Genomic DNA, 23604 nt, shown 5'->3' with positions numbered 1-23604 from the left:
GAAAAACATGTTACTCGAAGTAAAACATCTCAAGAAAATTTTTAAAACAAGATTTTCAAAAGAAGAAACCACAGCCCTAGTTGACATTGATTTTGGTGTAGAAGAAGGCGAATATATTGCCATTATGGGGGAATCTGGTTCAGGAAAAACAACCTTGTTGAATATCCTATCAACTCTTGAAAAACCAACTTCTGGACAAGTACTCTTAAATAAAGAAGACATTACGGCTATTAAAGATAAAGAAATTTCTGCATTTAGACGTGATCATCTCGGTTTTGTCTTTCAAGATTTCAATTTACTTGATACCCTTAACGTCAGAGACAATATTTACCTTCCACTCGTTTTATCAAAATCAAGCGTAGAATTAATGAAGAGTAGACTAAAAATTCTCGCACCTAAACTAAACATTGAAAATCTCTTAGAAAAACAACCTTTTGAACTTTCAGGAGGACAAAAACAGCGGGTTGCTGTAGCACGTGCCTTGATTAGCCAACCTGATTTAGTTCTTGCCGATGAACCCACAGCTGCTTTGGACTTTAAAAACTCAGAAGACTTACTCAACCTTTTTGAAGAAATTAATGATAGTGGTCAAACCATTATCATGGTTACTCACTCAAGTTTAGCTGCAAGCCATGCGAAACGTGTTCTTTTTATAAAAGACGGTGTTCTTTACCATCAACTTTATCGTGGTGAAAAAAGCTCAACTGAATTTGCAAAAGAAATTACTCTTTCAATGACTGCTTTCTTGGGAGCATCAGAGGATGAGGAGGTGTCCTTAAATGCTTAGTTTAAAACTTGCGGCCAATAACATCAAAAAGGGATTTAAAAGTTTTGCACCTTTTTTAATGGCCTCAGTTACGATGTTCGTAATGATTTTTGTTACTGCATCAATCGCCTTATCCCCCTCAATTCATAAATTAAGAGGGGGAAGTTCACTTTCACAAATTATGAGTTTTGCATTAATTGTGTTATCAATTTTTGCAGTTCTTATCTTAATTTATAGTTATCGCTTTTTACAAACTCAACGTTCTAAAGAATTTGGACTCTATGATATTCTTGGTTTTGGTAAAACAAGAATTGTTGGAGTAGCATTTTTAGAGTTGCTTTTAAGCTATATCATCACTGTAATTGTTGGAACAATTTGTGGAATTGCCTTTTCAAAATTTCTCTTCTTGGTTTTTGTAAATATGATTGGGGGAAATTACTTTAACTTAGTTATTAGCCCTGGTGCCATTATTATACTAGCCATTCTCTTCTTTGTTTTCTTTTTAATATTAATGATGATTGGAGTCTGGATTATCTGGCGCTCTTCAAGTCTTGATCTTCTAAGAGAAGAGTCGAAAGGCGAAAAAGAACCAAAATCAAATTTATTTTTCGCTATTGCTGCTGTTATTCTTCTTGGAGCAGGTTATTATATCGCTCTAACTGTGGATAATCCTATATCAGCTTTGTTGAAATTCTTTATCGCTGTCTTGTTGGTTATCTTTGGAACCTATCTCTTTTATATTAGTTTCACTGTTTGGTACCTTAAACTCAAAAAGAAACGCCCAAGTTATTATAAACCAAATAATTTCATCACAACTAGCTCTATGCTTTATCGAATGAAAGCAAATGCAGTTGGTCTAGGAAATATCACAATTTTGTTATCAATGACTATTGTGACGGTGGTAGTTAGTTTAGGAGTTTTCCTCGGCACTGAGAACATGGTTAAAACATTCTATACAAGAGAAGCACAAGTTTTCTCCGTTTCTCCTAATGAGAATAGAGAAGAAACTATTGATAGAATTAAAAGTGCCGCAGATAGTAAAAAAATAGATATTGATAATATCGCCAATTTATACTACGTCCAAGACTTACAAGTTGATAAAACTCCAAGTTCTAAAGATAAATTTATTACTTCAAATAAATTAGGAAGGTCATTTGATAAGGATTCTTATTATGCGACAATGACAACTATTCAAAGTTTACAATCCTTAGGAAATAAAAAAATTCCATCTTTAAAAGATAATCAAGTTTTACTCATAGATTTATCTAAGAAAAATTCTTCAACAATTAATCCTAAAGAAGTAACTTGGTATGGTCAAACATATGAGGTTAAGGAAAATCTCAAGTCAGTTAAAGATTTCCCTTCAAGTAGTACATCTACAATTTCATCTAAGAATATGATGATTGTTTTCGCTAATGACCAAGCTTTTGAAAAAGCGCTTGCTAATTTTAATAAGGCTATAAGTGGTCAACAAGGTTTTGAAAATCTAGCAAATACAACGATTCTTTTTGACCTTAAACCAGTTGATGAAAAGAGATTTACAAAAGCTTTCAAAGAAGAATTTAAAAATAATAAAGATTTAACAATTTCTTATCGTAGTGAAGCTTTGCAAGACCAGCGTGCTGAAATTGGTGGACTTGTATTTGTTGGATTTGTTTTAGGAATTAGTTTCATTCTTGGAGCTGCATTAATCATCTACTACAAACAACTTTCCGAAGGGGCACAAGATAAACGCTCATTTAAAATCTTACAAGAAGTGGGACTTTCAAAAGAAGAAGTACAAAAAACAATCAAATCTCAAGTTCGTATGATATTCTTCCTTCCACTAGTTATTACTATTTGTCACTTTGCCGGTGCTTATCTCATGATTGAAAAAATAATAATGTTGTTTGATATTACTGATCGTTCCGTTATTTTAACAATTTCTTTAGTCACTATTGCAATTCTTGCCCTTATTTATTATCTCATTTATAAGGCAACGAGTCGTGTTTACTACAAAATTGTTGAAAGATAAAAAAGAAGGCATAAATATGCCTTTTTTTTTGTTTAAATCCATATAGAAGAAACAAGGGAAGGAAAAAGCTACAAAAGAGAGCTACTTTTGATATAATAAAAGGAACAAAAACAATGGTTTTCTCGGCACTAAATGTATCTTTTGTTAGAGAAAAATAGTTACCTTTAGGGAAAGGAAAATATGACGATCTATCTTCATTCAATTCAAATTGGAGTTCTTCTCTTTTTTATATTTTTATTTATATCATTAATTCCATATTTGATTGTACAATATCGTCGGTATGGTCGGATTAATTTTTGGCGCTTTTTTGTCAATTTTTCATTTATTCTTTATCTCATTTGCGCTTATGCCATGACAATTTTCCCGCTTCCTCCTGTGAGTGAAGTAGCAAAAATGACAGGTCCAAAGCAAAACTTAGTTCCATTTGAGTTTGTTCGTCAATTTATTTTATATAGTCCTTTTAATATAAATGAACCTTCAACTTGGCTTGCAGCTCTAAAAGATTCAACATTTATCCAACCATTTTTTAATCTACTTTTAACCTTGCCTTTTGGCCTTTATTTAAGATATTTATTTAAACGCTCATTTAAACAAACTTTTGTTTTAAGCTTTTTGCTAACTTTATCATTTGAACTTATCCAAAGGTCAGCTCTTTTTGGACTATATCCTCGACCTTATCGTTTGTTTGATGTTGATGATTTAATGATTAATACGCTTGGAAGTTTAATTGGATTTGGAATTGCGGTTATTTTTAGTCGATTTTTACCAGATTTGGATGCAACTAAGGTTGAAAGTTCAAGAGTTAGTCTTTCAAGACGTTTCATTGCCTTTTTAGTTGATTTGGTTCTTATTTTTATCATTGGAAGTCTATTTCTTCCAACAGGCTATTATTCAGAATTAATAATTTTAGGACTTGTCCCGCTAGTTCTCAAAGCAACGCCAGGTCAATTATTATTGAGAATTCAAATAAAAGCTAAAAATCGTTTCAGAATTGCTTTGCGCCAATTTTTATCTTTTGGAAACTTTGCTTTGATTGTCTCAGCAGAATATTTTCTTCAACGTTCAGGTACAATACCTCAGGAACAATTGGGACAAAACTTTTTACTTATTTTACTCTTTTTAGGATTGAGTCTTTTACCTCTACTAGATGTTTTAATTGCTTTTCTCTCGAAAACAAGAAAACTTTGGTATGAAAGAGTGAGTGATACAGAAATGATAGCAAAATTGAAAACAAATGAGGAGTGAATATGACTAAAATATTTATTGTAGAAGATGATGAAATTATTGTGAAAGCAATTAAGATTGCCTTAGAAAAAGAATTTCAAGTCAGAAGTGTTTCCAATTTTCGAGCAGTAAAACAAGAAATTATGGAATTTGAAGCAGATTTAGTATTAATGGATATTGGGCTACCATTTTATAGTGGTTTTTATTGGACAAATGAATTAAGAAAGCTTTCCCAAATTCCTATTATCTTTATTTCTTCGGCATCGGATGACATGAATCAAGTAACCGCTATGAATCAAGGAGCTGATGATTTTGTAACCAAGCCATTTTCATTAGAAATTTTAAATGCAAAAATAAAAGCTTTACTGCGCAGAAGTTATTCTTTTTCAGGGATTGAAAAGTTAGAATTTGCTGGTTATGTTTTATCTGAAAATACTTTGATTTCAACTCAAGAAGGTGAACGCGAAGAAATTGAGCTAACAAGTTCTGAAAATAAAATTTTAACTCTTCTTTTTCGTGGAAATGGTGAAGTGGTGACCAAGGAAAAAATTCTACAAGAGTTGTGGCAAACAGATGAATTTATTGATGCAAATACTTTAAATGTAAAAATGACTCGTTTACGCAAAAAACTTGGTGAAATTGGCTTTGATAAGCATATTATGACAAAAAGAGGAAGTGGTTATGCTCTGGTTTAAATTTTTTAAGTCTAAAATTCCACAAATTGGTGTCTTTTTGCTTATGTCAGCTATTTATATTGTGACATTTTGGCTTTGGCATCTACCAATGATGGCATTTGTTAACAGTACTTTATTTGCTGTCATTATTTTTATTATTTACCTTATCTCATCCTATTTTCGATGGAAAGCAAACTGTGAAGCTATTGAGAGAGTAGTGAAAGACAACGAAGAGTTGCAAAAAAAGTTAGAACAACAAAATCTTGCTGAGCGTGAAATGGAAGATATTATCAGGGTCTGGTCGCACCAGATGAAGGTCCCTTTGGCAGCTATTGATTTAATGACTCAAACTCAAGTTAATAGTGAGGAGCTGAAGAATCAGGTTTTTTCTTTAGAAAATTATCTAAAAATTCTTCTGGAATATCAAAGAATTAATAATTTAGCTACTGATTTCAGATTTGAAAAAGTGAGTATGGCTTCACTTGTGAAAGAATTAGTCAAAAAATATAGTAGCTTTTTTATTCAGAAAAACCTTTCAATCCAAATTGAAGGTGAATGGTTAGTCAATAGTGACCAAAGATGGTTGAGTCTGGCTGTTGAGCAATTACTGAATAATGCTGTAAAGTATACCAAAGAAGGTGGGATTCTAATTAAAATTAAAACTGGTGAATTAATCATTCAAGATAGTGGGATTGGGATATTAAAAGAAGACCTTCCTCGCCTTTTTGAACATGGATTTACTGGATATAATGGTCGGATTCAACAAAAGTCAACAGGTCTTGGACTTTATTTATCTAAATTAATTTTAGATAAATTAGAATTTGAAATTTCAATTAACTCTGAAATTGGAAATGGGACGTCTGTGACAATAACGAAAGAATAAAAATGAAAAAAATATTAATCATTGGACTTGGTCTCATTGGAAGTTCAATTGCCTTAGGGATAAAAAGAGCTCATCCTGATTTTGAAATTCTTGGCTCTGATCGTGAGAACATTCAAGAAATTGCTCAAAAGCGCGGAATTATTGATTCTAAAGTTAGCTTAGTTGAAGGAGCTCAAAAAGCAGATATTATTATTTTGGCTGTTCCAATTATAACCACTTTGGAGCTTTTGAAAAAGCTAGCAACTTTGAATTTAAAAAAAGGTCTTTTGATTACAGATACAGGTTCAACCAAGAGCGAAATTGTTGAACTGGCAAATCAACTTTTTGATGAAGACAAAGTACGATTTATCGGTGGACATCCGATGGCTGGCTCTCATAAATCAGGAGTAATGGCGGCAGATATTAATTTATTTGAAAATGCTTATTATGTTTTGACCCAAGAAAACCAAGAATTACGTGATTTACTTAAAGGACTTCATGCCAAATTTATTATTTTAGATGCAAAAGAGCACGACCGAGTCACTGGGCAGGTTTCTCATTTCCCGCATATTTTGGCTTCGGCCCTTGTTTGGCAGTCAGATGATTTTTCAAAAGAACATCCTTTAGTGAAACATTTAGCGGCTGGTGGTTTTAGAGATTTAACTAGAATTGCAGAGGCTGACGGTTTGATGTGGACAAGTGTCTTATTATCAAATCCAGAAATTACGATTGATAGAATAGAAAATTTCAAAAAACAATTAGATGAAATTGCTTTAAAAATTGCTAATGAAGATTCTGCGGCTATAGAACACTTTTTTGAACAAGGTAAAAAAATCCGTCAAGCCATGGAAATTCATAAAGGGGCTCTGCCAAACTTTTATGATTTATTTATTTCGGTTCCCGATGAAAAAGGAGTTGTTTTAAAGGTTTTAGGCTTACTAGAAGATTTCTCAATAACAAATGTAAAAATTAATGAAGAAAATCGCGAAGATATTCATGGTCAACTTCAAATTTCATTTAAGAGAGCGGAAGATTTAAAAGAAGCACGAGAAATTATTGAAAAAGCAACTGATTTTACAGTTGTTTGATAAAGATTAAAGATAGGACTTTCTTAGTCTTAAAATCTTAGGAAAAATTGTTGAAAATAAAAGGGCTCTGAGCGCCCTTTTATGCTATAATAAATACTAAAAAATGTTTAGGATAATATAATGAAATTAAAGATAAATTCGCAAGGCTTAAAAGGACGTTTAAAAGTTCCAGGAGATAAATCAATCTCACATCGTAGTATTATGTTTGGCTCTATTGCTAAAGGAAAAACTGTTATTTATGATATTTTACGTGGAGAAGATGTCTTATCTACTATTGAAGCTTTCCGTGCGATGGGAGTTGAGATTGAAGATAAGGGTGAGGTGATTACTGTCCACGGTAAAGGAATTTCAGAACTTAAGGCTCCTGAAAAAGCACTGGATATGGGAAATTCCGGAACTTCAACTCGTCTTTTATCGGGAATTTTAGCAGGCCTTCCTTTTGAAACTACTTTGTTTGGTGATGACAGTTTATCAAAAAGACCAATGGATCGTGTAGCAACTCCTTTACAATTGATGGGGGCAGAAATTACTGGTCAAACTGATAAGGTTAAATTACCGATGACAATTAAAGGAAGCACGCATTTGAAGGCAATTGACTATGTTCTTCCGGTGGCTTCGGCTCAGGTAAAATCAGCTGTAATTTTTGCTGCTTTACAGGCAGAAGGGCTGACGAAAGTTGTTGAAAAGGAAAAAACACGCTCACATACGGAAGAAATGTTAGTTCAATTTGGTGGAGAACTAAAGGTTTCTGATAAAACAATTCTTGTACCTGGTGGACAAAAACTTGTGGGTCAAAAAGTAGTAGTTCCTGGAGATATTAGTTCGGCAGCTTTTTGGTTGGTTGCGGCCTTGGTTGTTGAAAATTCAGAACTTATTTTAGAAAACGTTGGAGTTAATGAAACAAGAACTGGAATTATCGAAGTCATTCAAGCAATGGGTGGACAGTTGGAAATTTTAGAGCAAGATAATGTGGCAAAGGCTGCAACTCTAAAAGTAAAAACTAGTCAATTGAAAGGAACTGAAATTTCAGGTGATTTAATTCCTAGATTAATTGATGAATTGCCAATCATTGCTCTCTTAGCAACACAAGCTCAAGGCGAAACAATTATTCGAGATGCGGCTGAGCTTAAAGTAAAAGAAACTGACCGAATTGCTGTTGTCGCGAATGCTCTTAATAGTATGGGGGCCAAAATTCAACCAACAGATGATGGAATGATTATTCAAGGTGGAACGAAACTCCATGCTCCAGAAAATTCAATTAATACTTTAGGTGACCATAGAATTGGAATGATGGCTGCAATTGCAGCACTTTTGGTTGAAAATGGGGAAATTGAGCTTGAACGCGCCGAAGCAATTCAAACAAGTTATCCAAGTTTCTTTGACGATTTAGAACAATTGTCGGAAAATATTTGAACTTAAGTGATTGGAAGTAAAAAATGAGTATCATTTTAATTGGATTTATGGGTGCGGGAAAGTCCACAGTAGCAAAACTTTTAACAGAAAATTTTACTGATTTGGATCAATTAATTGAAGATGAAATTGAGATGCCAATTGCTGAATTTTTTGAATTATTTGGGGAAGCTGATTTTCGTAAAATTGAAAATGAGGTTTTTGAACTTGCGCTGCAAAAGAATATAATTATTGCAACGGGTGGTGGAATAATTGAAAATCCAAAGAATTTAGAGGCTCTTGATAGAGAAGCTGGAGTTGTCTTTTTGACCGCTGATTTTGAAACGCTTTGGGAACGAATTTCGATGGATTTGCAGAATGTTCGTCCTCTAGCGCAGGATAAAAAGACCGCTCAACTTTTATTTGAAAAAAGAAAAAATGACTATGCAAAAGTGGCCGATTTAACGATTGATGTTACTGATAAAAGTCCTGAGCAAATTGTAGAAGAGATTCGTGAAAAATGGGGGATAAATTAAGATGAAAATTGCGTATTTAGGACCTCGTGGCTCTTTTTGTTCGGTGGTGGCTGAGACAGCATTTGTATCAGAAGAATTATTTGCTTATGATAGTATTCTGGATGTTATTGAAGCTTATGATGAAGGAAAATGTGATTTTGCTCTTGTTCCTATTGAAAATTCGACTGAAGGAACTGTGAATATGAGTATTGATAAAATTTTTCATGATTCTAAGGCGACAGTTGTGGCTGAATTTGTTTTGCCAATTTCACAAAATTTGCTGGCTCTTTCAAAAGAGGGGAAAATTGAACATATTTATTCCCACCCTCAAGCGCTTGCACAAACACGAAATTATTTACGAGAGCATTATCCACAGGCAAAGGTTGAAATTACTGATTCTACTTCAGCAGCAGCTGAATTTGTGAAAAATCATCCAGATTTGCCAATTGCAGCTGTTGCTAATTCTTACGCGGCTAAAATGTATGATTTAGAGATTGTTGCCAAAAATATTCAGGATTTAGCAGGAAATTCTACTCGGTTTTGGTTATTGGGAAAAGAGAAAAAATCATTTGATTTACTAAAAACAGGTGAGAAGGTGAGTTTGGCTTTGACTCTACCTGATAACCTGCCAGGAGCGCTTCATAAAGCGATTTCTGTTTTTGCTTGGCGTGATATTGATATGACAAAAATTGAATCACGTCCTTTAAGAACAAGGCTAGGTCAGTACTTTTTTAATATTGATTTAGTAAATAATGAAAAAAATAATTTAAAAATTCCTTATGCTCTTGAAGAACTATCAGGTTTGGGAGTAAAGGTTCGTTTATTAGGAAATTATGCAGTCTATTCATTGGGAGAGGTGTAAAGGTGAGAATTTATTTTGTACGACATGGTAAGACGGAGTGGAACTTGGCGCGACGTTTGCAAGGACAAAAAGGAGATTCACCTTTATTGCCAGAATCTTATGAAGCGATTGAACGAGTTCATAAGTTTTTAGAACCAATTGACTTTGACAAAGTTTTGTCGAGTCCACAAAAAAGAGCTTTGATTACGGCAGATTTACTGACAAATCAAAGTGTGAGTACTGACAAACGATTGTCGGAGTGGAATTTCGGGGAATTAGAGGGTTGGTTCATTAGCGATGCAATTGCTAAATATCCTAAAGAAATGCATGATTCACGTTTTGAGTTGGATCAATTTGATGGAAGTGTTTTTGGAGCTGAATCTGTGAGTTCTGTCTTGAATCGCTTTGATTCTTTGGCTCAGGATTTGTTGAATTCTAAAATGGACAATGTACTTTTAGTTGGTCACGGGGCTTCTGGAACGGCTGGAATGCGCCATTTAGCTGGCTTTCCAATTGCTGAATTACGTTCAGTTGGTGGTTTAGCCAATAATACGGTCACTGTTTTAGAATCAAATGCTGGCCATTTTGACTTAAAAATTTGGGATAAACAGCTATGATTGAAAAAACTTATTTTACTGGTTCGATTGAGGCAATATTTTTCTCCAATCCCAGTAATTTTTATAAAGTTCTACTCATTGAAATTGATGAAACTAATGCTGAATATGATGATTTTGAAATTGTGGTTAACGGGACAATTGGGGATGTGGTTGAAGGAGATTCTTATACATTTTATGGTCAATTGACGCAGCATCCTAAATATGGGGAACAATTACAGGTCAGTCAATATGAAAAAGCAGTGCCGACTTCTGGTGCTGGTTTAATTAAATATTTTTCTTCAGATAAATTTCCTGGAATTGGTAAGAAAACGGCAGAAAAAATTGTTGAAACTTTTCCTGAAAATACGGTAGATTCAATTTTAGAAGCGCCGGAAAAATTGGATGGTCTATTGACTCTAGCCAGAAAAAATTCATTTATCAAACGATTACGTGAGAATCATGGAATGGAAAAAGTGCTGACCAAGCTTGCAGAATATGGCTTACCAAGCAAAATCACTTTTCAAATTTATGAACTTTATAAAGAAGAAACGATTGAAAAAATTGAGGAAAATCCTTATCAGCTTGTGGAAGATGTTAAGGGAGTTGGTTTTAAAACAGCTGATAAGATTGCAAGTAGTTTAGGAATTGAAGCGGATAGCCCTAATCGATTTCGAGCGGCATTGATGCATGAGGTCAATACGCATTCGCAATCAACAGGCGATACTTACATTGAAGCCAAAAATTTACTTGAGATGACGATAGACTTACTTGAAGAAGCTCGTAATGTCGAGGTCAACCCGTCTGCTGTTGCGGAGGAAATTAATGGTTTAATAGTTGATGGAAAAGTGCAACAAGAAGGAACAAAAATATTTGAGAATTCCTTGTACTTTGCTGAGGACGGGATTCGGAAATCACTGACAGCATTAACTAATCGTTCGGGTAAAGATTTTGCTGATGAAAAGTTACTGACAGTATTGGCTGAAGTTGAAAGAGATTTAGAAATTACTTATGATGATTTGCAAAAGCAAGCCATTATTGGTGCAATGAATCAGCAATTTTTCATTTTGACTGGTGGACCAGGAACTGGTAAAACAACAATTATTAATGGTTTTATTGAAACTTATGCCCGTCTTCATCAGCTAGATTTGGACCCAGACCATTATAATGATGACGTCTTTCCTATATTACTGGCAGCACCGACTGGTCGAGCTTCAAGACGGATGAATGAGTTGACTGGTCTTCCAGCAGCGACGATTCACCGCCATTTGGGTTTGGGACAAGATGAAGCAGAAGATGCTCTTGGAAATGAATTGTCTGGTGCTCTTTTGATTGTTGACGAATTTTCTATGGTTGATACTTGGTTAGCTAATAAACTTTTTCAAGCGATTCCTGGTTCAATGAAAGTTCTCCTTGTTGGAGATGCTGACCAGCTTCCTTCTGTGGGGCCAGGACAAATTTTTGCGGATTTACTAAAAATTCCAGAAATTCCGTCAGTAAAATTGGATAAGATTTTTCGTCAAGGGGATGATTCTACCATTACTGATTTAGCTCACCACATCAAAGATGGGCAATTGCCAAGTGATTTCACGGCGAAAAAACCTGACCGTTCTTATTTTGAGGTCAGTGCTAATTTTGTTCCTCAGATGGTTGAACAAATCGCAAGTGCATGGCAAAAAAGAGGGAATAATCCTTTTGAATTACAAATCTTGGCACCTATGTATAAAGGAATGGCCGGAATTAATGCAATGAATGTTCTTTTGCAAAATCTCTTTAATCCGCTTAATGATCGACTTGAATTCGCTTTGGGTGATATGAAATTTCGTGAAGGAGATAAAGTTCTTCATTTAGTAAATGATGCTGAGGCCAATGTATTTAACGGAGATTTGGGACAAATCGTAGAATTGATTGCAGCAAAATATACTGACAGTAAACAAGATGAGTTGGTGATGGATTTTGATGGTCAAGAATTGACTTATCCAAGAGCGGAGTGGTATAAAATTACTTTGGCTTATGCTATGTCCATTCATAAATCTCAAGGTTCGGAGTTTTCCACAGTTATTGTGCCGATGGTTTCTTCGTATTCACGCATGTTAGAGCGAAATTTGCTTTATACGGCAATTACAAGGGCTAAACAAAGTCTGATTTTACTTGGTGAAGAACGAGCTTTTGCACAAGCGGTGGCGCGTGAAGGAGCGAATCGAAAGACCTATCTGATTGAGCGATTTATGGGAGAAAATCCAGCGGCTAAAAATCTGTCAGTCGAAATTGTGAGTGAAAAAGTTACTGACAAAAAAGAAAGATCTGACAAAGAGAAGAAGCCTGCAGCGCCAGTAGAATTACAAGGGCAAATTCGTTCTGTCAGTAAAAAAATGCCAGCACAAGTAGAAGAAATTTCTTTATTTGAAGATGAAGAAATTGAAACACTGGATAAGGGAAGCTTGACAGAAGCACTTATTTTGTCAGGAAATTTTGACCCTTTAATTGGTTTAACTCAACAAGACTTTGCAATCTTTAATAAATAAAAAAATACTGACAGAAATTGCTGTCAGTATTTTTTTGTTTCTATCAGTACTTTTTGATATAAAAAAATCTGCCAAAGAGACAGACATTTTTAATTAGCCAAGTTTAGCAGCAAGACGTGCTTTATCACGTGACGCTTTGTTAGCATGGATAAGGCCTTTTGAAGCAGCTTTATCAATTGATGAAGAAGCAGCTCTGTAAAGTTCTTCAGTAGGTGCAGCTTCAAATTTTTTGATAAGAGTACGCATTGCAGATTTTTGTTGTGCGTTGCGTTCGTTTGCTACTTTATTCAATTCAGCACGTTTGATTGCAGATTTAATGTTTGCCATTTTTTGTCTCCTTTTATTACTTTTCATAGAAAAGCGGTTGATGTGATGTCCCAGGTGGGCACACTACACCCTCCAAGATTTTTCTAATACCTATCAATTATACAGGAAATTTGAGTTTTTGTAAACTATCGGCCTTACTTTTTTAGAAAAAATAGAAAAAATATTTTTTACTAAAATAATAAATAAATAAAAATGGAAATCAAGTAAAATAGCAAATTTTCAAAATTTTACAAGCATTAAAAATAAATTTCTAAGCATTTAAAAAGAAAAATTTAATCTAAAAACTAAGTAAATCGTATTGACAAAGAGAATTATCGTGTTATAATCAAGTCATGAATTTAGAAGAAAAGCCGTGGTTTAACGACGCAGAATATATGAGTTATGTCGGTCATCTATTAGAAATGGATGAGCTTAAAAAGCTTGATGGGATTACACATCACTATACTTCAACACGCTTGCAACATTGCTTAAGAGTAAGTTATGTCAGCTATCTCATTGCGAAAAAACGTGGCCTCAATGCTAAAGCTACAGCTAGAGCTGGACTTTTGCATGACCTTTTCTATTATGATTGGCGCAATACAAAATTTGCTAAGAGCCATGCCTATGTGCATCCTCATATCGCCTACCGTAATGCGCGCAAACTGACAACCTTGTCAGCTCTTGAAAAAGACATAATCATCAAACATATGTTCGGTGCGACAATCAATCCGCCACGCTATAAAGAAAGTTGGATTGTTACTGCTGTTGATAAATATGTAGCTACCCTTGAAGGGTCAGTTAACCTCAAGTACAAATGGAATCGCCGTAAGCATTTTAAACGTTTACCTTATTTCAGTATTGATTAAAAAAGTAAAAAATAAAACCTATCCATTGATAGGTTTTTTATTTAGAAATAAGTCTGTCAGTAAAATAAAGCAAGTCTTGTCAGAGATTTTTCATAATATGATAAAATTAGTATGTAAGCAATAAATTCCATTGCACTAAAATAAGGAGGTATTTTATGAAAAATGTAAAAGTATTTTATAATGAAAAATCTGGTAATAATGATGAAGACAAAGTTTTGAAAACAATTAAGGACTTTTTTGCAAGACCAGAAAATTCAGCCTCTAAACTTGAATTTATCAATCCAGAAAGCCCAGAGGATGCAATCCGTCTTGCAAAAAAAGCCAGTCAAGACCAAACAGACCTTGTGGTTGCTTTAGGTGGCGATGGAACCATCAATAAAATTTGTGGAGGAGTATTTGAAGGAGGAGCAAAACCGATTCTAGGCATTGTTCCTAATGGTACGGTTAATAATTTATCAAAATCACTTCATATTCCGCAAAAATTAGAAGAAGCACTTAATAATTTAAGTCAAGGCGAAATTCAAAAATTTGATATTGCCAAAGTCAATAATGATTATATGACATCAAGTTTAACATTAGGGATTTTAGCAGATATTGCCCAAAATGTCAGCGGCTCTGAGAAGAAAAAATTTGGACCTTTAGCTTATCTAAAAGATGCTTATAAAGTTATTCGCTATAATAAAACCTATCGAATTAAAGTAAAATATAATGGTAAAACCAAGTCATTAAGAACGAAACTATTATTGATTACAATGACAGATACAATTGGTGGAATGCAAGCTTTGGCCCCCAAAGCTAAAGTTGATGACGGACTTATCCGTGTTTATTCATTAAAAGAAATCAATTTATTTAATATCCTTTTTCATTTGAACAAACTTCGTCGAGGAAAATTTGATGATTTTCTTGAAATGACTCATTTTGATACTGACCATTTAGAGATTCTCACACATTCAAAGAAAAAGAAAGATAATCCATATTCAAGAATTGATGGGGATAAAAGTGATCCGCTTCCATTAGATATCAAGGTTTATCGAAAAGCACTGACAACCCTTGTTCCTAAAAGTGAATAAAAGGCTGTCAGTAAATAATAGAAATAAAAAATCAGACCTAAGACTGATGACAAAAAGCCCAATTTTTGGTAAAATAGTCTTAGAATTAAATTAAAAAGGGAGGCCAAATATAATGAAAAATATGAATGATAATGATGTTATCTTTGACCAAAGAAGCGATGGATTGAATGCATTTTTCAGTAAAATTTATGCATTAATGGGTGTAGGAGTATTGATTTCTGCAGTTGTTTCTTGGATAATGATTACATTTTTCGCAGATAATATGGTAGCAATGTTAGACAGAGGAGGATTTGGATTCTTACTCTTATGGTTAGTTCCATTGTTCTTAGTATTTCCAATGCAACGAGCAGCACTCAAAAATTCTCCAGCAGCATTACCGCTCTTTATTGGCTTTGCAGCATTCTTTGGATTCTTGCTTAGCTTTACATTGATTATGTATACGGCAACTAATATTACTCTTGCCTTTGTTACAGCAGCAGCGATGTTCTTAGGATTGTCAATTTATGGTCGAGTGACAAAACGCAATCTCTCTGCAATGGGTAAAGTAATGGGTGTTGCTGTTTGGGGCTTGATTGTGGCAACACTTCTCAACTGGTTCTTTGCAAGCACAGGCTTGATGTTCCTAACAAGTATTGCCGGTGTTGTTATCTTCTCTGGATTGATTGCATGGGATAATCAAAAAATTGTTAACGTTTATAATGCAAATAACGGTCAAGTAAATGACGGTTGGGCAATATCGATGGCTTTATCACTTTACTTAGACTTCTTAAACTTATTCCTCTTCCTGCTCCGTATCTTCGGTATCGCAGGTGGAAATCGTGATTAAGAAAAAATTACTGACAACACATTTGTCAGTAAAAATAATAAAAAAACTCTGCTGTCAGCAGAGTTTTTTCCTTTCATAAATCTTTGACAATCACATAATTAATTTCCAAAGGACCATGAAGTCCAACCACAAGTTGCATCTCAATATCACCAGAATTTGAGGGGCCAGAAATAAAATGAAGGGTTGACCCAGGCTTCTTATGTTCATCAAACCAATCCGCAGCTTGGGTAGAACGAGGAACCATACGACTTAGTGGAATTACAGAAATATAATGAGTGGGTAAGAAGTGTAAAGAGCGCCCTTGCCCAGCTTCTGATTCGACTACAATCGTTGCTGATTCAGCGAGGAAAAATTTAGGAACAGCCACGACAACATTAGAATTTTGGGCAGCATTAATATTTTCATCACGATTTTCTTTACCAATTTTCCACTTCACCAATTGGTCTGAAATAACATTCACTCCTAATTTTTCAAATTCATCTGTTGAAGGAATCATGACTTGTCCGCCACCAGATTTTTCAATTAATTGGCGAATCACTTCATTCATTTCAAAAGAAGAGGTTTCGATTAAATTAGCAGAAACTCGGCTGGCTTGCTCCTTAGCAATATCCAATAATTCCTCAGTAGTTAAATGAGCCAAATGTGTCTCAGGCAAATCTGAAATTGGAACATAAGGTTCAAATGGAAGTTCTACACCCCCACGTTTTTCAAATAAAGTTTCTAAAAATTTACTTCGATTTTCAATAGTTCCTGTCATATTTATTTACCTGCCTTATGTTTTTTATACCACTGACGAAATTGTTCTTTATGTGGCGGAGCAATTGGCAAATCTCGGACATCTGTCCAACCTTTAGCTAGAGCAGGAGCTTTTCTAACGGCGCCATAGTTAAATAAAGAACCCTCAACGCTGACCTCCTTAGCTTTGGGTAACATATTAAGACCAGTGTGAGCCATATTTATTGCCATCCCAAATAGTGCTGGGCTACTTGTTCCTTTCCCAATCGTATTCATTTCAAAATTGACAAAAGAGCCATCATGATGCATTGAAAGATCATCTTCCATCACTTTGCGATGTTCAATTAAAAGTTCATGCAAAGGAATTTTTACCGGACAAGTTTCAGTACATGCACCACATAAGGTTGAAGCATAAGGTAAATCACCATATTGTTCATAACCTCCTAAAACGGGAGAGAGAACTGAACCGATTGGTCCAGGATAAATCGAACCATAAGCATGTCCACCAATTTGACGATAAACTGGGCAAACATTCAGACAAGCACCACAACGAATACATTGTAAAACAGCTTCAAAAGCAGTTCCAATCGCATTTGAGCGTCCATTATCAACAATGACAACATGAAAATCCTCAGGACCATCGGATTCGTCGTCGGCCTGCTGACCGGCAAAAGTGACATAAGTTGTCAGTTTTTGACCAACGGCCGAACGAGCAAGCATATTATCTAAAATTTCAGCTTCTTTGATTGATGGAACAATCCGTTCCATTCCCATCAGAACAATTTGTGTCTTAGGAATTGAAATTGTTAAATCAGCATTTCCTTCGTTAGTAGATAAATTAATGTCACCAGTGTTGGCAATGGCAAAGTTACAACCGGTAATTCCGACTTCAGATTTTAAGAAAAGCTTACGCATGGTATCCCTAGCACAGCGAGCCAAATTAACTGGATTATTATCACCCTCATAGCCTAATTTTTTAGCAAATATTTCACGAATTTGATCACGATTTTTGTGCAAGGCTGGAAAAACAATATGTGAAGGCTCATCCCAATCAGCGACTTGCAAAATAAATTCAGCCAAGTCTGTTTCCAAAATATCCATATCATCAGAAAGCGAAACGAGCATTGGGTCAATGTCAACTTCCGTGGTCACCATTGATTTTGATTTGACAATCTTTTTTGCGTTTTTTTCAAGAACAATCCGTTTAACATAATCATTGGCTTCTTTAGCATCAGCCGCAAAGAAGACATGACCGCCACGAGCCGCAACATTATCTGAAAACTCTGTCAGATAATGGGGCAAATATTTTAAAGTATGTTGACGAATGGATTCAGCAATATCACGCCATTCTTGCCAATTTCCAAGCTCATCACGCGCAGATTCTCTTTTCTCCCATTGGGCATCCTGCGCTTTGGCTACCGCAGCTTTAGCAAACTGGTCTTTTTTACTCTCTTCTAAACGTTCAGCGAAAGTTTTTGTACTTGTAGAAAGTCCCATTTTCTCCCCCTATGCTTTGATAAATGCTGGGTTTTTCACAGCATCTATTCTTTCTAAATCGACATTTGTGTTTAAAATTTCAGCAATATGCATCACTCTTATTTTTTTACCTTCGCGATTCAATTTTCCACCAATATTCATCAAGCAGCCTAAGTCAGCAGAAATTAAGATTTCAGCACCAGTTGATAGAATATCGTTTGTTTTTTCAGTGACCATCATCTCTGAAATCTCAGGAGATTTAACTGAAAAAGTTCCGCCAAAGCCACAACAATTTTCCAAATGAGGAAGAGGAAGAACTTCAAGCCCTTTGACATTATCCAATAAAATGAATGGAGCTTCTCGTTCACCTAGAATTCTAGTCATGTGGCAAGAACGATGATAAGTTGCTTTTTCACCATTAAATGTGGCACCAAGATCTTCAAGACCTAAAAACCGATAAAGAAATTGGGTGAATTCATAGGATTTATTTGCTAAATCAATTGCTTTTTGTTTATATGGGTCACCTTCATCGAACATATGGGGATATTCTGTAAACATCCCTGAGCAAGAACCAGCAATCCCAACGACATAATCAGAAGATTCAAAAGCATCAATCTGATTTTTAATTGTTGGCATGGATTCTTTAACTAACCCTGAGTTATAAGTCGGTTGTCCACAACAAATTTGTTCTTCTGGAAAATCTGTTTCAATCCCCAAACGTTCAAGGACTTCAACCATTGCAATTCCAACTTGTGGAAACATCAGGTCCATCACACAAGTGGAGAATATTGAAACTTTCATAAGCACTCCTTAGTATTTTGAAATCTTTGTTAAAAACTAGACATCTCCTAGAGATGTATGCTCTTTCATTATAAGCCGATTTATTTACATTTTCAAAAAAAGGAGCTGTCAAAAGAATTTGACAGACTGTCATTTAAAAATTATTTTGTAAAAATAAAAATACCAATCATCGATTGGTATTTATTTATTCGGGGTTAAAAAAAGTTTTTCAAGCTGTCTAGCTACACCATCCTCATCATTTGTCCAAGGAAGAATTTCACTGGCATAAGGAGTGAGTCTAGCAGAGGCATTTTTCATAGCATAAGCATTGGGAGCTAATTTAAACATTTCAATATCATTATGTTCATCTCCAAAAGCAATAAGATTCTCTAAAGGAATATCAAGAACTTTAAGTAGATGATTAAGACCAGAAGCTTTGGAAATTCCTTTAGGAACAACTTCTAATATGCCATTCGGTCCACCCCAAACGCCGACATCAATCTTGCCATTATAATGACGTTTCATTTCCTCTGCCAATGCTAATTTATCTTTTTGGCGAGTGGAAAGGAGTACTGCATGAGGATTTTCAGTAACTCGGTCTGCACGAAGTCGATTATAGGGTTGAAATTTTTCTACACCAAAGAGCTTGGGCTCGACATTACGGAAAGTGTTTAGAAAGAACTTTCGACGATATTCAACGGCAAAGAAATGGAGATTAAAATTTTGTTGGTGCCTCAAAAGGTCAAAAATGAAGGAACGATCAATATAATAAGATTTTGTATGTTCCCAGTTTTTATCATTAGGCATTGAAATCAAAGCCCCATTAAAATTAATGACTGGACTTGTCAACTCAAGCTCGCGATAGACATCTAAAGACATTCTAAAAGGGCGTCCGGTTGTGATACAGATAATATGTCCGAGTGATTCTACCTGTTTAAAAATATATTTGGTATAACGGCTGATTGAACGTCCATCAGACTGCAAAGTAGTACCATCTAAATCAATTGCAATCAGTTTACGTTCTTTGTAGTTCTCCATTCAAACTCCCCTTATTCTAAAATTTATTTGTCAATTCATTCATTATATCATAGTTAGAAGCAGGAGCGGAACTCTACCATGTTCTACGAACAAGAAAGCACTTTTCAAAAAACTTGTTCGCCATTACCGAACAATTAAAAGATTTAGAGTAGTTTTTATGCTAAATTTCTTGTTTCCTTAACTAAAACTGATTAGAATAATAATATAATGTTTTTTATTTTATGACGTGTTTGCTTAAAAAGCAAAGACAACTTTTTATCAAAGGGTTGAAATTTTAATCACAGACCCTAAAAGGAGAAATTATTCGTGAACAAGTTCTTTAAACTTGAAGAAAACGGCACAACAGTTGGCCGTGAAATAATGGCTGGTTTGACTACATTCTTTGCTATGAGTTATATCCTCTTTGTTAACCCACAAGTTTTGGGTACAACAGGAATGCCTGTCCAAGCAGTTTTCTTAGCAACTATTTTGGCCTCTATTGTTGGGACACTTGCAATTGCCTTAATCGCTAATGTTCCCTACGCTTTGGCACCCGGAATGGGTCTAAATGCATTCTTTGCTTACACTGTTGTATTATCGCTTGGTTATACTTGGCAAGAAGCTTTGGCAATGGTTTTCATTTGTGGGATTATCAATATTATTATTACTTTTACTTCCATTCGTAAAGCAATCATTCTTGGAATTCCTGAAAGTTTACAACACGCAATTGGTGGTGGTATCGGTATTTTCATTGCCTATATTGGGATTAAAAATGCAGGAATTTTGCGTTTTATCGCTGACCCAGGAACTTATGTGAACAACCATGGAACTATTACAGCAAATTCATCAATTGTTCCAGAACTTGTAACTTTTAATAACCCAGGCGTATTAGTCGCACTTGTTGGGATTGTAGTGACAATGTTCTTTGTTATTCGTAAATGGCGTGCAGGAATTTTACTTTCAATCTTAGTAACAACTATCTTAGCTCTTTTGACTGGTGTAGTTAAAGTTGATGTGAATACTTTATTTGCTGAAAACAACTTAGGAACAGCTATCAATCAAATGGGAACAACCTTTGGTGCTGCTTTTGGTCCAAAAGGTTTTGGCTCTTTATTCTCAGACTCATCACGTTATATTGAAGTTTTGATGACAGTCCTTGCTTTCTCATTGACATCTATCTTTGACCCAATTGGTACCTTTATTGGAACAGGTCGCGCAACAGGAATCTTTACAGATGAAGATTTGAAAGATATGGAAACAAGTCATGGTTTCTCTTCTAAAATGGATAAAGCTTTGTTTGCTGACATGATTGCCACTCCAATCGGAGCAATTTTCGGAACATCAAATACAACTGTTTATGTGGAATCTGCAGCCGGAATTGGTGCAGGGGGACGTACTGGTCTTGCATCTGTGGTAACAGCAATTATGTTTGCTATCTCAAGTTTATTCTTACCACTTCTTGCAATTGTTCCAACACAAGCAACTGCACCAATCTTGATTATTGTTGGGATGATGATGCTTGGTTCATTTAAAGAAATTAAATGGGGTGATTTGACTGAAGCAATTCCTGCTTTCTTTGCCTCAGTATTTATGGGACTTGCTTACTCAATCTCTTATGGGATTGCAGCTGGTTTCATCACTTACATTCTGGTCAAACTGTTCACAGGAAAAGTGAAAGAAGTAAAACCTGTCATTTGGGTTGTTGCACTTTTATTCTTGATTAACTTCGCTGTTTTGGCAGTACTTTAAAAAATTAAGATTCGTCAGTAAATGACGGGTCTTTTTTACTCACAGCTTTAGTCGCAAGCCAATGAAACAAATATAATGCATATCTAAAGATAAAAAAATTACTGCTTTGGCTAATTTATGCTAAAATCAAATGAAAGAGTATTGAATGTAAAAAATGTGAGTAATCTAAAGAAATATGTGAGAAGCAAAGCATGAAAAAAAATATTTCTCTTATTGTGAGTTTTATTGGTGTATTTATAATTGGTGTTATTATTGGGCGGTTTATTTTAGCTCCCCACCCACCTTTAGCGGATGATAATCGTCCAGTCTATCCTACTATTTATATTACAGGTTCTGATGGCAAAGCATCAACTATGAATACTATGGTTAATGATGTAACTTCTGATCGAGATACTCGGGCTAGAAAGGGACTGACAATCGTCGTTGATACAGATAATAATTATTCACTTAAAGTGACTGGTAAAATTGATAAGCATAATACATATCCAACGATAGAAGTGGGAATGGTCAAAGGGACCAATAATTCTTTGAAGTACGAGGGTTCTTTAAAAGCGATTATGTCTTATCTTGGTAAGCATTATAATATTCCTTATGCGAATGTTTTAGGATATTCTGCAGGAGGTTCAGGTGTTTACCGTTATTTAATTGAATATGGATATGACCGTAGCCTTCCTCCAATAAAAAAATGGGTCTCTCTTGATGGTCAATTTAATGCCAGTACTCCACAACCGGATCAAACGCTAGCCCAAGTTTTGACGGATGGTCCTAAAGTTAAGACGAAATATTATGATTATTGGTTGCAAAATTATGAACGAGTTGATAAAAGTATTCAAGCGGTGTTGCTTGCGGGAGATTACGATAGTGAAAAGCAAACCGATGGTACAGTTCCTTGGGCGGATAGTTTTTCAATCTATCGTTTACTGATGAAAAATGGAAATTCTGTAGTTCATTATCTTATTAAAGGCAAAGATACATCACATGCTGAAATGCCTCATAATAAACAAGCAATCAATTATATTAAAGTGTTCTTTTATGAGTAAAAAGAACGTTAAAAAATTTTAAATTGAAATGACTTTTCATAAAGGTCATTTTTTATTATTAAATCTAGGCTAAATACAAGATATAGTTTACAAAATTTATTCAAAAGAAGACTTGGCGCAATTGATTGACAGTTTGCTTCAAGTCAAGGTATAATAACAGCATGGATATAAAGAATGGTTTATTTATTATTGGGGTAATCCCAACAATACTTTTTGCAGTATTGACGTTTATTTTTTGGTGGAAAATTAGAAAACTGAAGGATTTAAGGACGTTACGATTGGGACGTTTATCATTTTTTGCTTTGCTCTTTTTGTGGATTACAATTAATGGAATTATTGGTTCAGGATTAGTATTAACCGAATTGCATCAAAATGTACTTTTATTATTACTTATTGCTGAAGCAGTTGTGATGTTCTTAATCATACCAATGATAATCGGTATTATTGTACCTATAAGTATCGTTGTGTTAACAATAAAGATGTGGCGCAGAGAATCAAAATCGATAGGGAATCTTTTATTGCCTATTGTTGTGTTGACCTTTTTAGTAGTTGACTGGATTCATCTTTCAATGGGCAGATTACCGGATAGTTGGATTTGGTTAAAAATATTAGGAATGGTTTATCCCATTCTTTCAATTTATCTTGCTTGGCAGTTTGGAATTTTCTTTTTATCAAGTTGGGTCTATGGTCGGCGTGTTCGAAAACAAAGAGCAAATTACTATGTTGTCCTAGGCGCAGGGTTAATTCAGGGAGAACATGTGGGTAAATTGTTAGGAAATCGAATTTTGGCAGCGGTCAAAGCTGTCCGCGATAATGAAACAATTTTAGTTTTTTCAGGTGGACAAGGTCCTGATGAGAAAGTTTCTGAAGCTAGAGCTATGCAACGGTATGCGGTTGAAGTTCTTGGTTTTCCGATTGAGCGGACAATGCTTGAAGATCAATCAAGAACAACTTACGAAAACCTGGTTTTTTCTTCTCAATTGATTAGGGAAAAATTTCTGTTCTTCACTTCTGATTACCATGTTTTTCGAGCAGCTCTTTTTGCAGCAATGTTAAAACTTGAAGCTCAAGGTGGGAAGGGTGGAAAGACAGCTATGTATTATCGTGTTCCAGCTTTTATTCGTGAATTTATTGCTGTTTTAAATTATGAAAAGAAAAAACATATGATGCGAGTAGGAATCATTGTGGCTATCTTTTTGAGTATTGCTATTGTTTCACAAATTGGCTATTTTTGGAATCAAAGATAAT

Annotated in this window: 22 protein-coding genes; 17 read left to right on the top strand and 5 right to left on the bottom strand. The window is 34.8% G+C overall.

Translation table 11 applies throughout. The features are described from left to right. The first annotated feature begins 7 nt into the window (after positions 1-7). The 11 genes from IAE51_RS09270 (at position 8) to IAE51_RS09220 (ending at position 12491) form a co-directional block, all read left to right on the top strand. Positions 8-787: an ABC transporter ATP-binding protein gene (locus IAE51_RS09270; protein ID WP_012898329.1), complete on the top strand. Its 780-nt coding sequence runs from the start codon at positions 8-10 to the stop codon at positions 785-787. Continuing rightward, complete coding sequence (locus IAE51_RS09265; protein ID WP_029344276.1) at positions 780-2780, top strand: FtsX-like permease family protein; 2001 nt, start codon at positions 780-782, stop codon at positions 2778-2780. The genes IAE51_RS09270 and IAE51_RS09265 overlap by 8 nt, the downstream gene beginning before the upstream one ends. Positions 2781-2960: 180 nt before the next feature. Next, entirely contained in the window at positions 2961-4025 is a 1065-nt protein-coding gene (locus tag IAE51_RS09260; RefSeq protein WP_058203951.1) for a VanZ family protein, read from the top strand. A gap of 2 nt (positions 4026-4027) precedes the next feature. Further along, the gene (locus IAE51_RS09255; protein WP_003132782.1) at positions 4028-4699 is read left to right on the top strand and encodes a response regulator transcription factor; all 672 of its coding nucleotides are present in this window, start codon (positions 4028-4030) and stop codon (positions 4697-4699) included. After that, on the top strand, positions 4686-5561 hold the full coding sequence (locus IAE51_RS09250; RefSeq protein ID WP_003132784.1) for a HAMP domain-containing sensor histidine kinase: 876 nt from the start codon (positions 4686-4688) through the stop codon (positions 5559-5561). Before IAE51_RS09255 ends, IAE51_RS09250 begins: the two co-directional genes overlap by 14 nt. 2 nt (positions 5562-5563) lie before the next feature. Continuing rightward, on the top strand, positions 5564-6628 hold the full coding sequence (locus tag IAE51_RS09245; RefSeq protein ID WP_200095217.1) for a prephenate dehydrogenase: 1065 nt from the start codon (positions 5564-5566) through the stop codon (positions 6626-6628). A gap of 120 nt (positions 6629-6748) precedes the next feature. After that, positions 6749-8041, top strand: a complete 1293-nt coding sequence (aroA, locus tag IAE51_RS09240) for a 3-phosphoshikimate 1-carboxyvinyltransferase (protein WP_103055050.1) — start codon at positions 6749-6751, stop codon at positions 8039-8041. Positions 8042-8064: 23 nt separating this feature from the next. After that, positions 8065-8553 carry a shikimate kinase gene (locus IAE51_RS09235; RefSeq protein WP_058211658.1) on the top strand — a complete coding sequence of 163 codons (489 nt, stop codon included), beginning with the start codon at positions 8065-8067 and terminating at the stop codon, positions 8551-8553. A 1-nt stretch (position 8554) separates the two neighbouring features. After that, positions 8555-9394: a prephenate dehydratase gene (pheA, locus tag IAE51_RS09230; protein WP_014570689.1), complete on the top strand. Its 840-nt coding sequence runs from the start codon at positions 8555-8557 to the stop codon at positions 9392-9394. Between the two features lie 2 nt (positions 9395-9396). Next, positions 9397-9990 carry a histidine phosphatase family protein gene (locus IAE51_RS09225; protein ID WP_017864895.1) on the top strand — a complete coding sequence of 198 codons (594 nt, stop codon included), beginning with the start codon at positions 9397-9399 and terminating at the stop codon, positions 9988-9990. Next, positions 9987-12491: an ATP-dependent RecD-like DNA helicase gene (locus tag IAE51_RS09220; RefSeq protein ID WP_109991120.1), complete on the top strand. Its 2505-nt coding sequence runs from the start codon at positions 9987-9989 to the stop codon at positions 12489-12491. The genes IAE51_RS09225 and IAE51_RS09220 overlap by 4 nt, the downstream gene beginning before the upstream one ends. Positions 12492-12584: 93 nt before the next feature. On the opposite strand, the gene rpsT is transcribed toward IAE51_RS09220, so the two are convergent. Further along, positions 12585-12818 (bottom strand): 30S ribosomal protein S20, encoded by a 234-nt coding sequence (gene rpsT, locus IAE51_RS09215; RefSeq protein WP_010906113.1) that lies wholly within the window; start codon positions 12816-12818, stop codon positions 12585-12587. 332 nt (positions 12819-13150) lie between these two features. On the opposite strand from rpsT, the gene IAE51_RS09210 reads away from it, so the two are divergent. The 3 genes from IAE51_RS09210 (at position 13151) to IAE51_RS09200 (ending at position 15559) form a co-directional block, all read left to right on the top strand. Continuing rightward, positions 13151-13663 (top strand): HD domain-containing protein, encoded by a 513-nt coding sequence (locus IAE51_RS09210; RefSeq protein ID WP_003132795.1) that lies wholly within the window; start codon positions 13151-13153, stop codon positions 13661-13663. A 155-nt stretch (positions 13664-13818) separates the two neighbouring features. Beyond that, positions 13819-14733: a diacylglycerol kinase family protein gene (locus IAE51_RS09205; RefSeq protein WP_012898318.1), complete on the top strand. Its 915-nt coding sequence runs from the start codon at positions 13819-13821 to the stop codon at positions 14731-14733. 112 nt (positions 14734-14845) lie between these two features. After that, a complete protein-coding gene (locus IAE51_RS09200) occupies positions 14846-15559 on the top strand; it encodes a Bax inhibitor-1/YccA family protein (RefSeq protein ID WP_017864892.1) in 714 nt (237 codons plus the stop codon). Between the two features lie 73 nt (positions 15560-15632). Here the strand turns inward: IAE51_RS09200 and IAE51_RS09195 are convergent, their stop codons facing one another. The 4 genes from IAE51_RS09195 to IAE51_RS09180 all read right to left on the bottom strand — a co-directional run bounded on the left by IAE51_RS09195 (position 15633) and on the right by IAE51_RS09180 (position 19588). Beyond that, complete coding sequence (locus IAE51_RS09195) at positions 15633-16316, bottom strand: lactate utilization protein C (protein WP_021465086.1); 684 nt, start codon at positions 16314-16316, stop codon at positions 15633-15635. Between the two features lie 2 nt (positions 16317-16318). Continuing rightward, entirely contained in the window at positions 16319-17791 is a 1473-nt protein-coding gene (locus IAE51_RS09190) for a LutB/LldF family L-lactate oxidation iron-sulfur protein (RefSeq protein ID WP_003130400.1), read from the bottom strand. A gap of 9 nt (positions 17792-17800) precedes the next feature. After that, positions 17801-18571 (bottom strand): (Fe-S)-binding protein, encoded by a 771-nt coding sequence (locus IAE51_RS09185; protein WP_200095215.1) that lies wholly within the window; start codon positions 18569-18571, stop codon positions 17801-17803. A gap of 180 nt (positions 18572-18751) precedes the next feature. Further along, entirely contained in the window at positions 18752-19588 is an 837-nt protein-coding gene (locus IAE51_RS09180; protein ID WP_003130402.1) for a Cof-type HAD-IIB family hydrolase, read from the bottom strand. A gap of 306 nt (positions 19589-19894) precedes the next feature. Here IAE51_RS09180 and IAE51_RS09175 point away from each other — a divergent pair, with 306 nt between their 5' ends. The 3 genes from IAE51_RS09175 (at position 19895) to IAE51_RS09165 (ending at position 23603) form a co-directional block, all read left to right on the top strand. Further along, complete coding sequence (locus tag IAE51_RS09175; protein ID WP_012898314.1) at positions 19895-21316, top strand: NCS2 family permease; 1422 nt, start codon at positions 19895-19897, stop codon at positions 21314-21316. 191 nt (positions 21317-21507) lie between these two features. Continuing rightward, complete coding sequence (locus tag IAE51_RS09170) at positions 21508-22356, top strand: alpha/beta hydrolase (protein WP_010906111.1); 849 nt, start codon at positions 21508-21510, stop codon at positions 22354-22356. A gap of 161 nt (positions 22357-22517) precedes the next feature. Continuing rightward, the gene (locus tag IAE51_RS09165) at positions 22518-23603 is read left to right on the top strand and encodes a YdcF family protein (protein ID WP_017864887.1); all 1086 of its coding nucleotides are present in this window, start codon (positions 22518-22520) and stop codon (positions 23601-23603) included. Position 23604 lies beyond the last annotated feature (1 nt).

It is taken from the genome of Lactococcus sp. S64 (assembly GCF_016516525.1).
In the GTDB taxonomy this organism is placed as follows: Bacteria; Bacillota; Bacilli; order Lactobacillales; family Streptococcaceae; genus Lactococcus; species Lactococcus lactis.
This window is presented reverse-complemented; position numbering and strand designations above follow the sequence as displayed.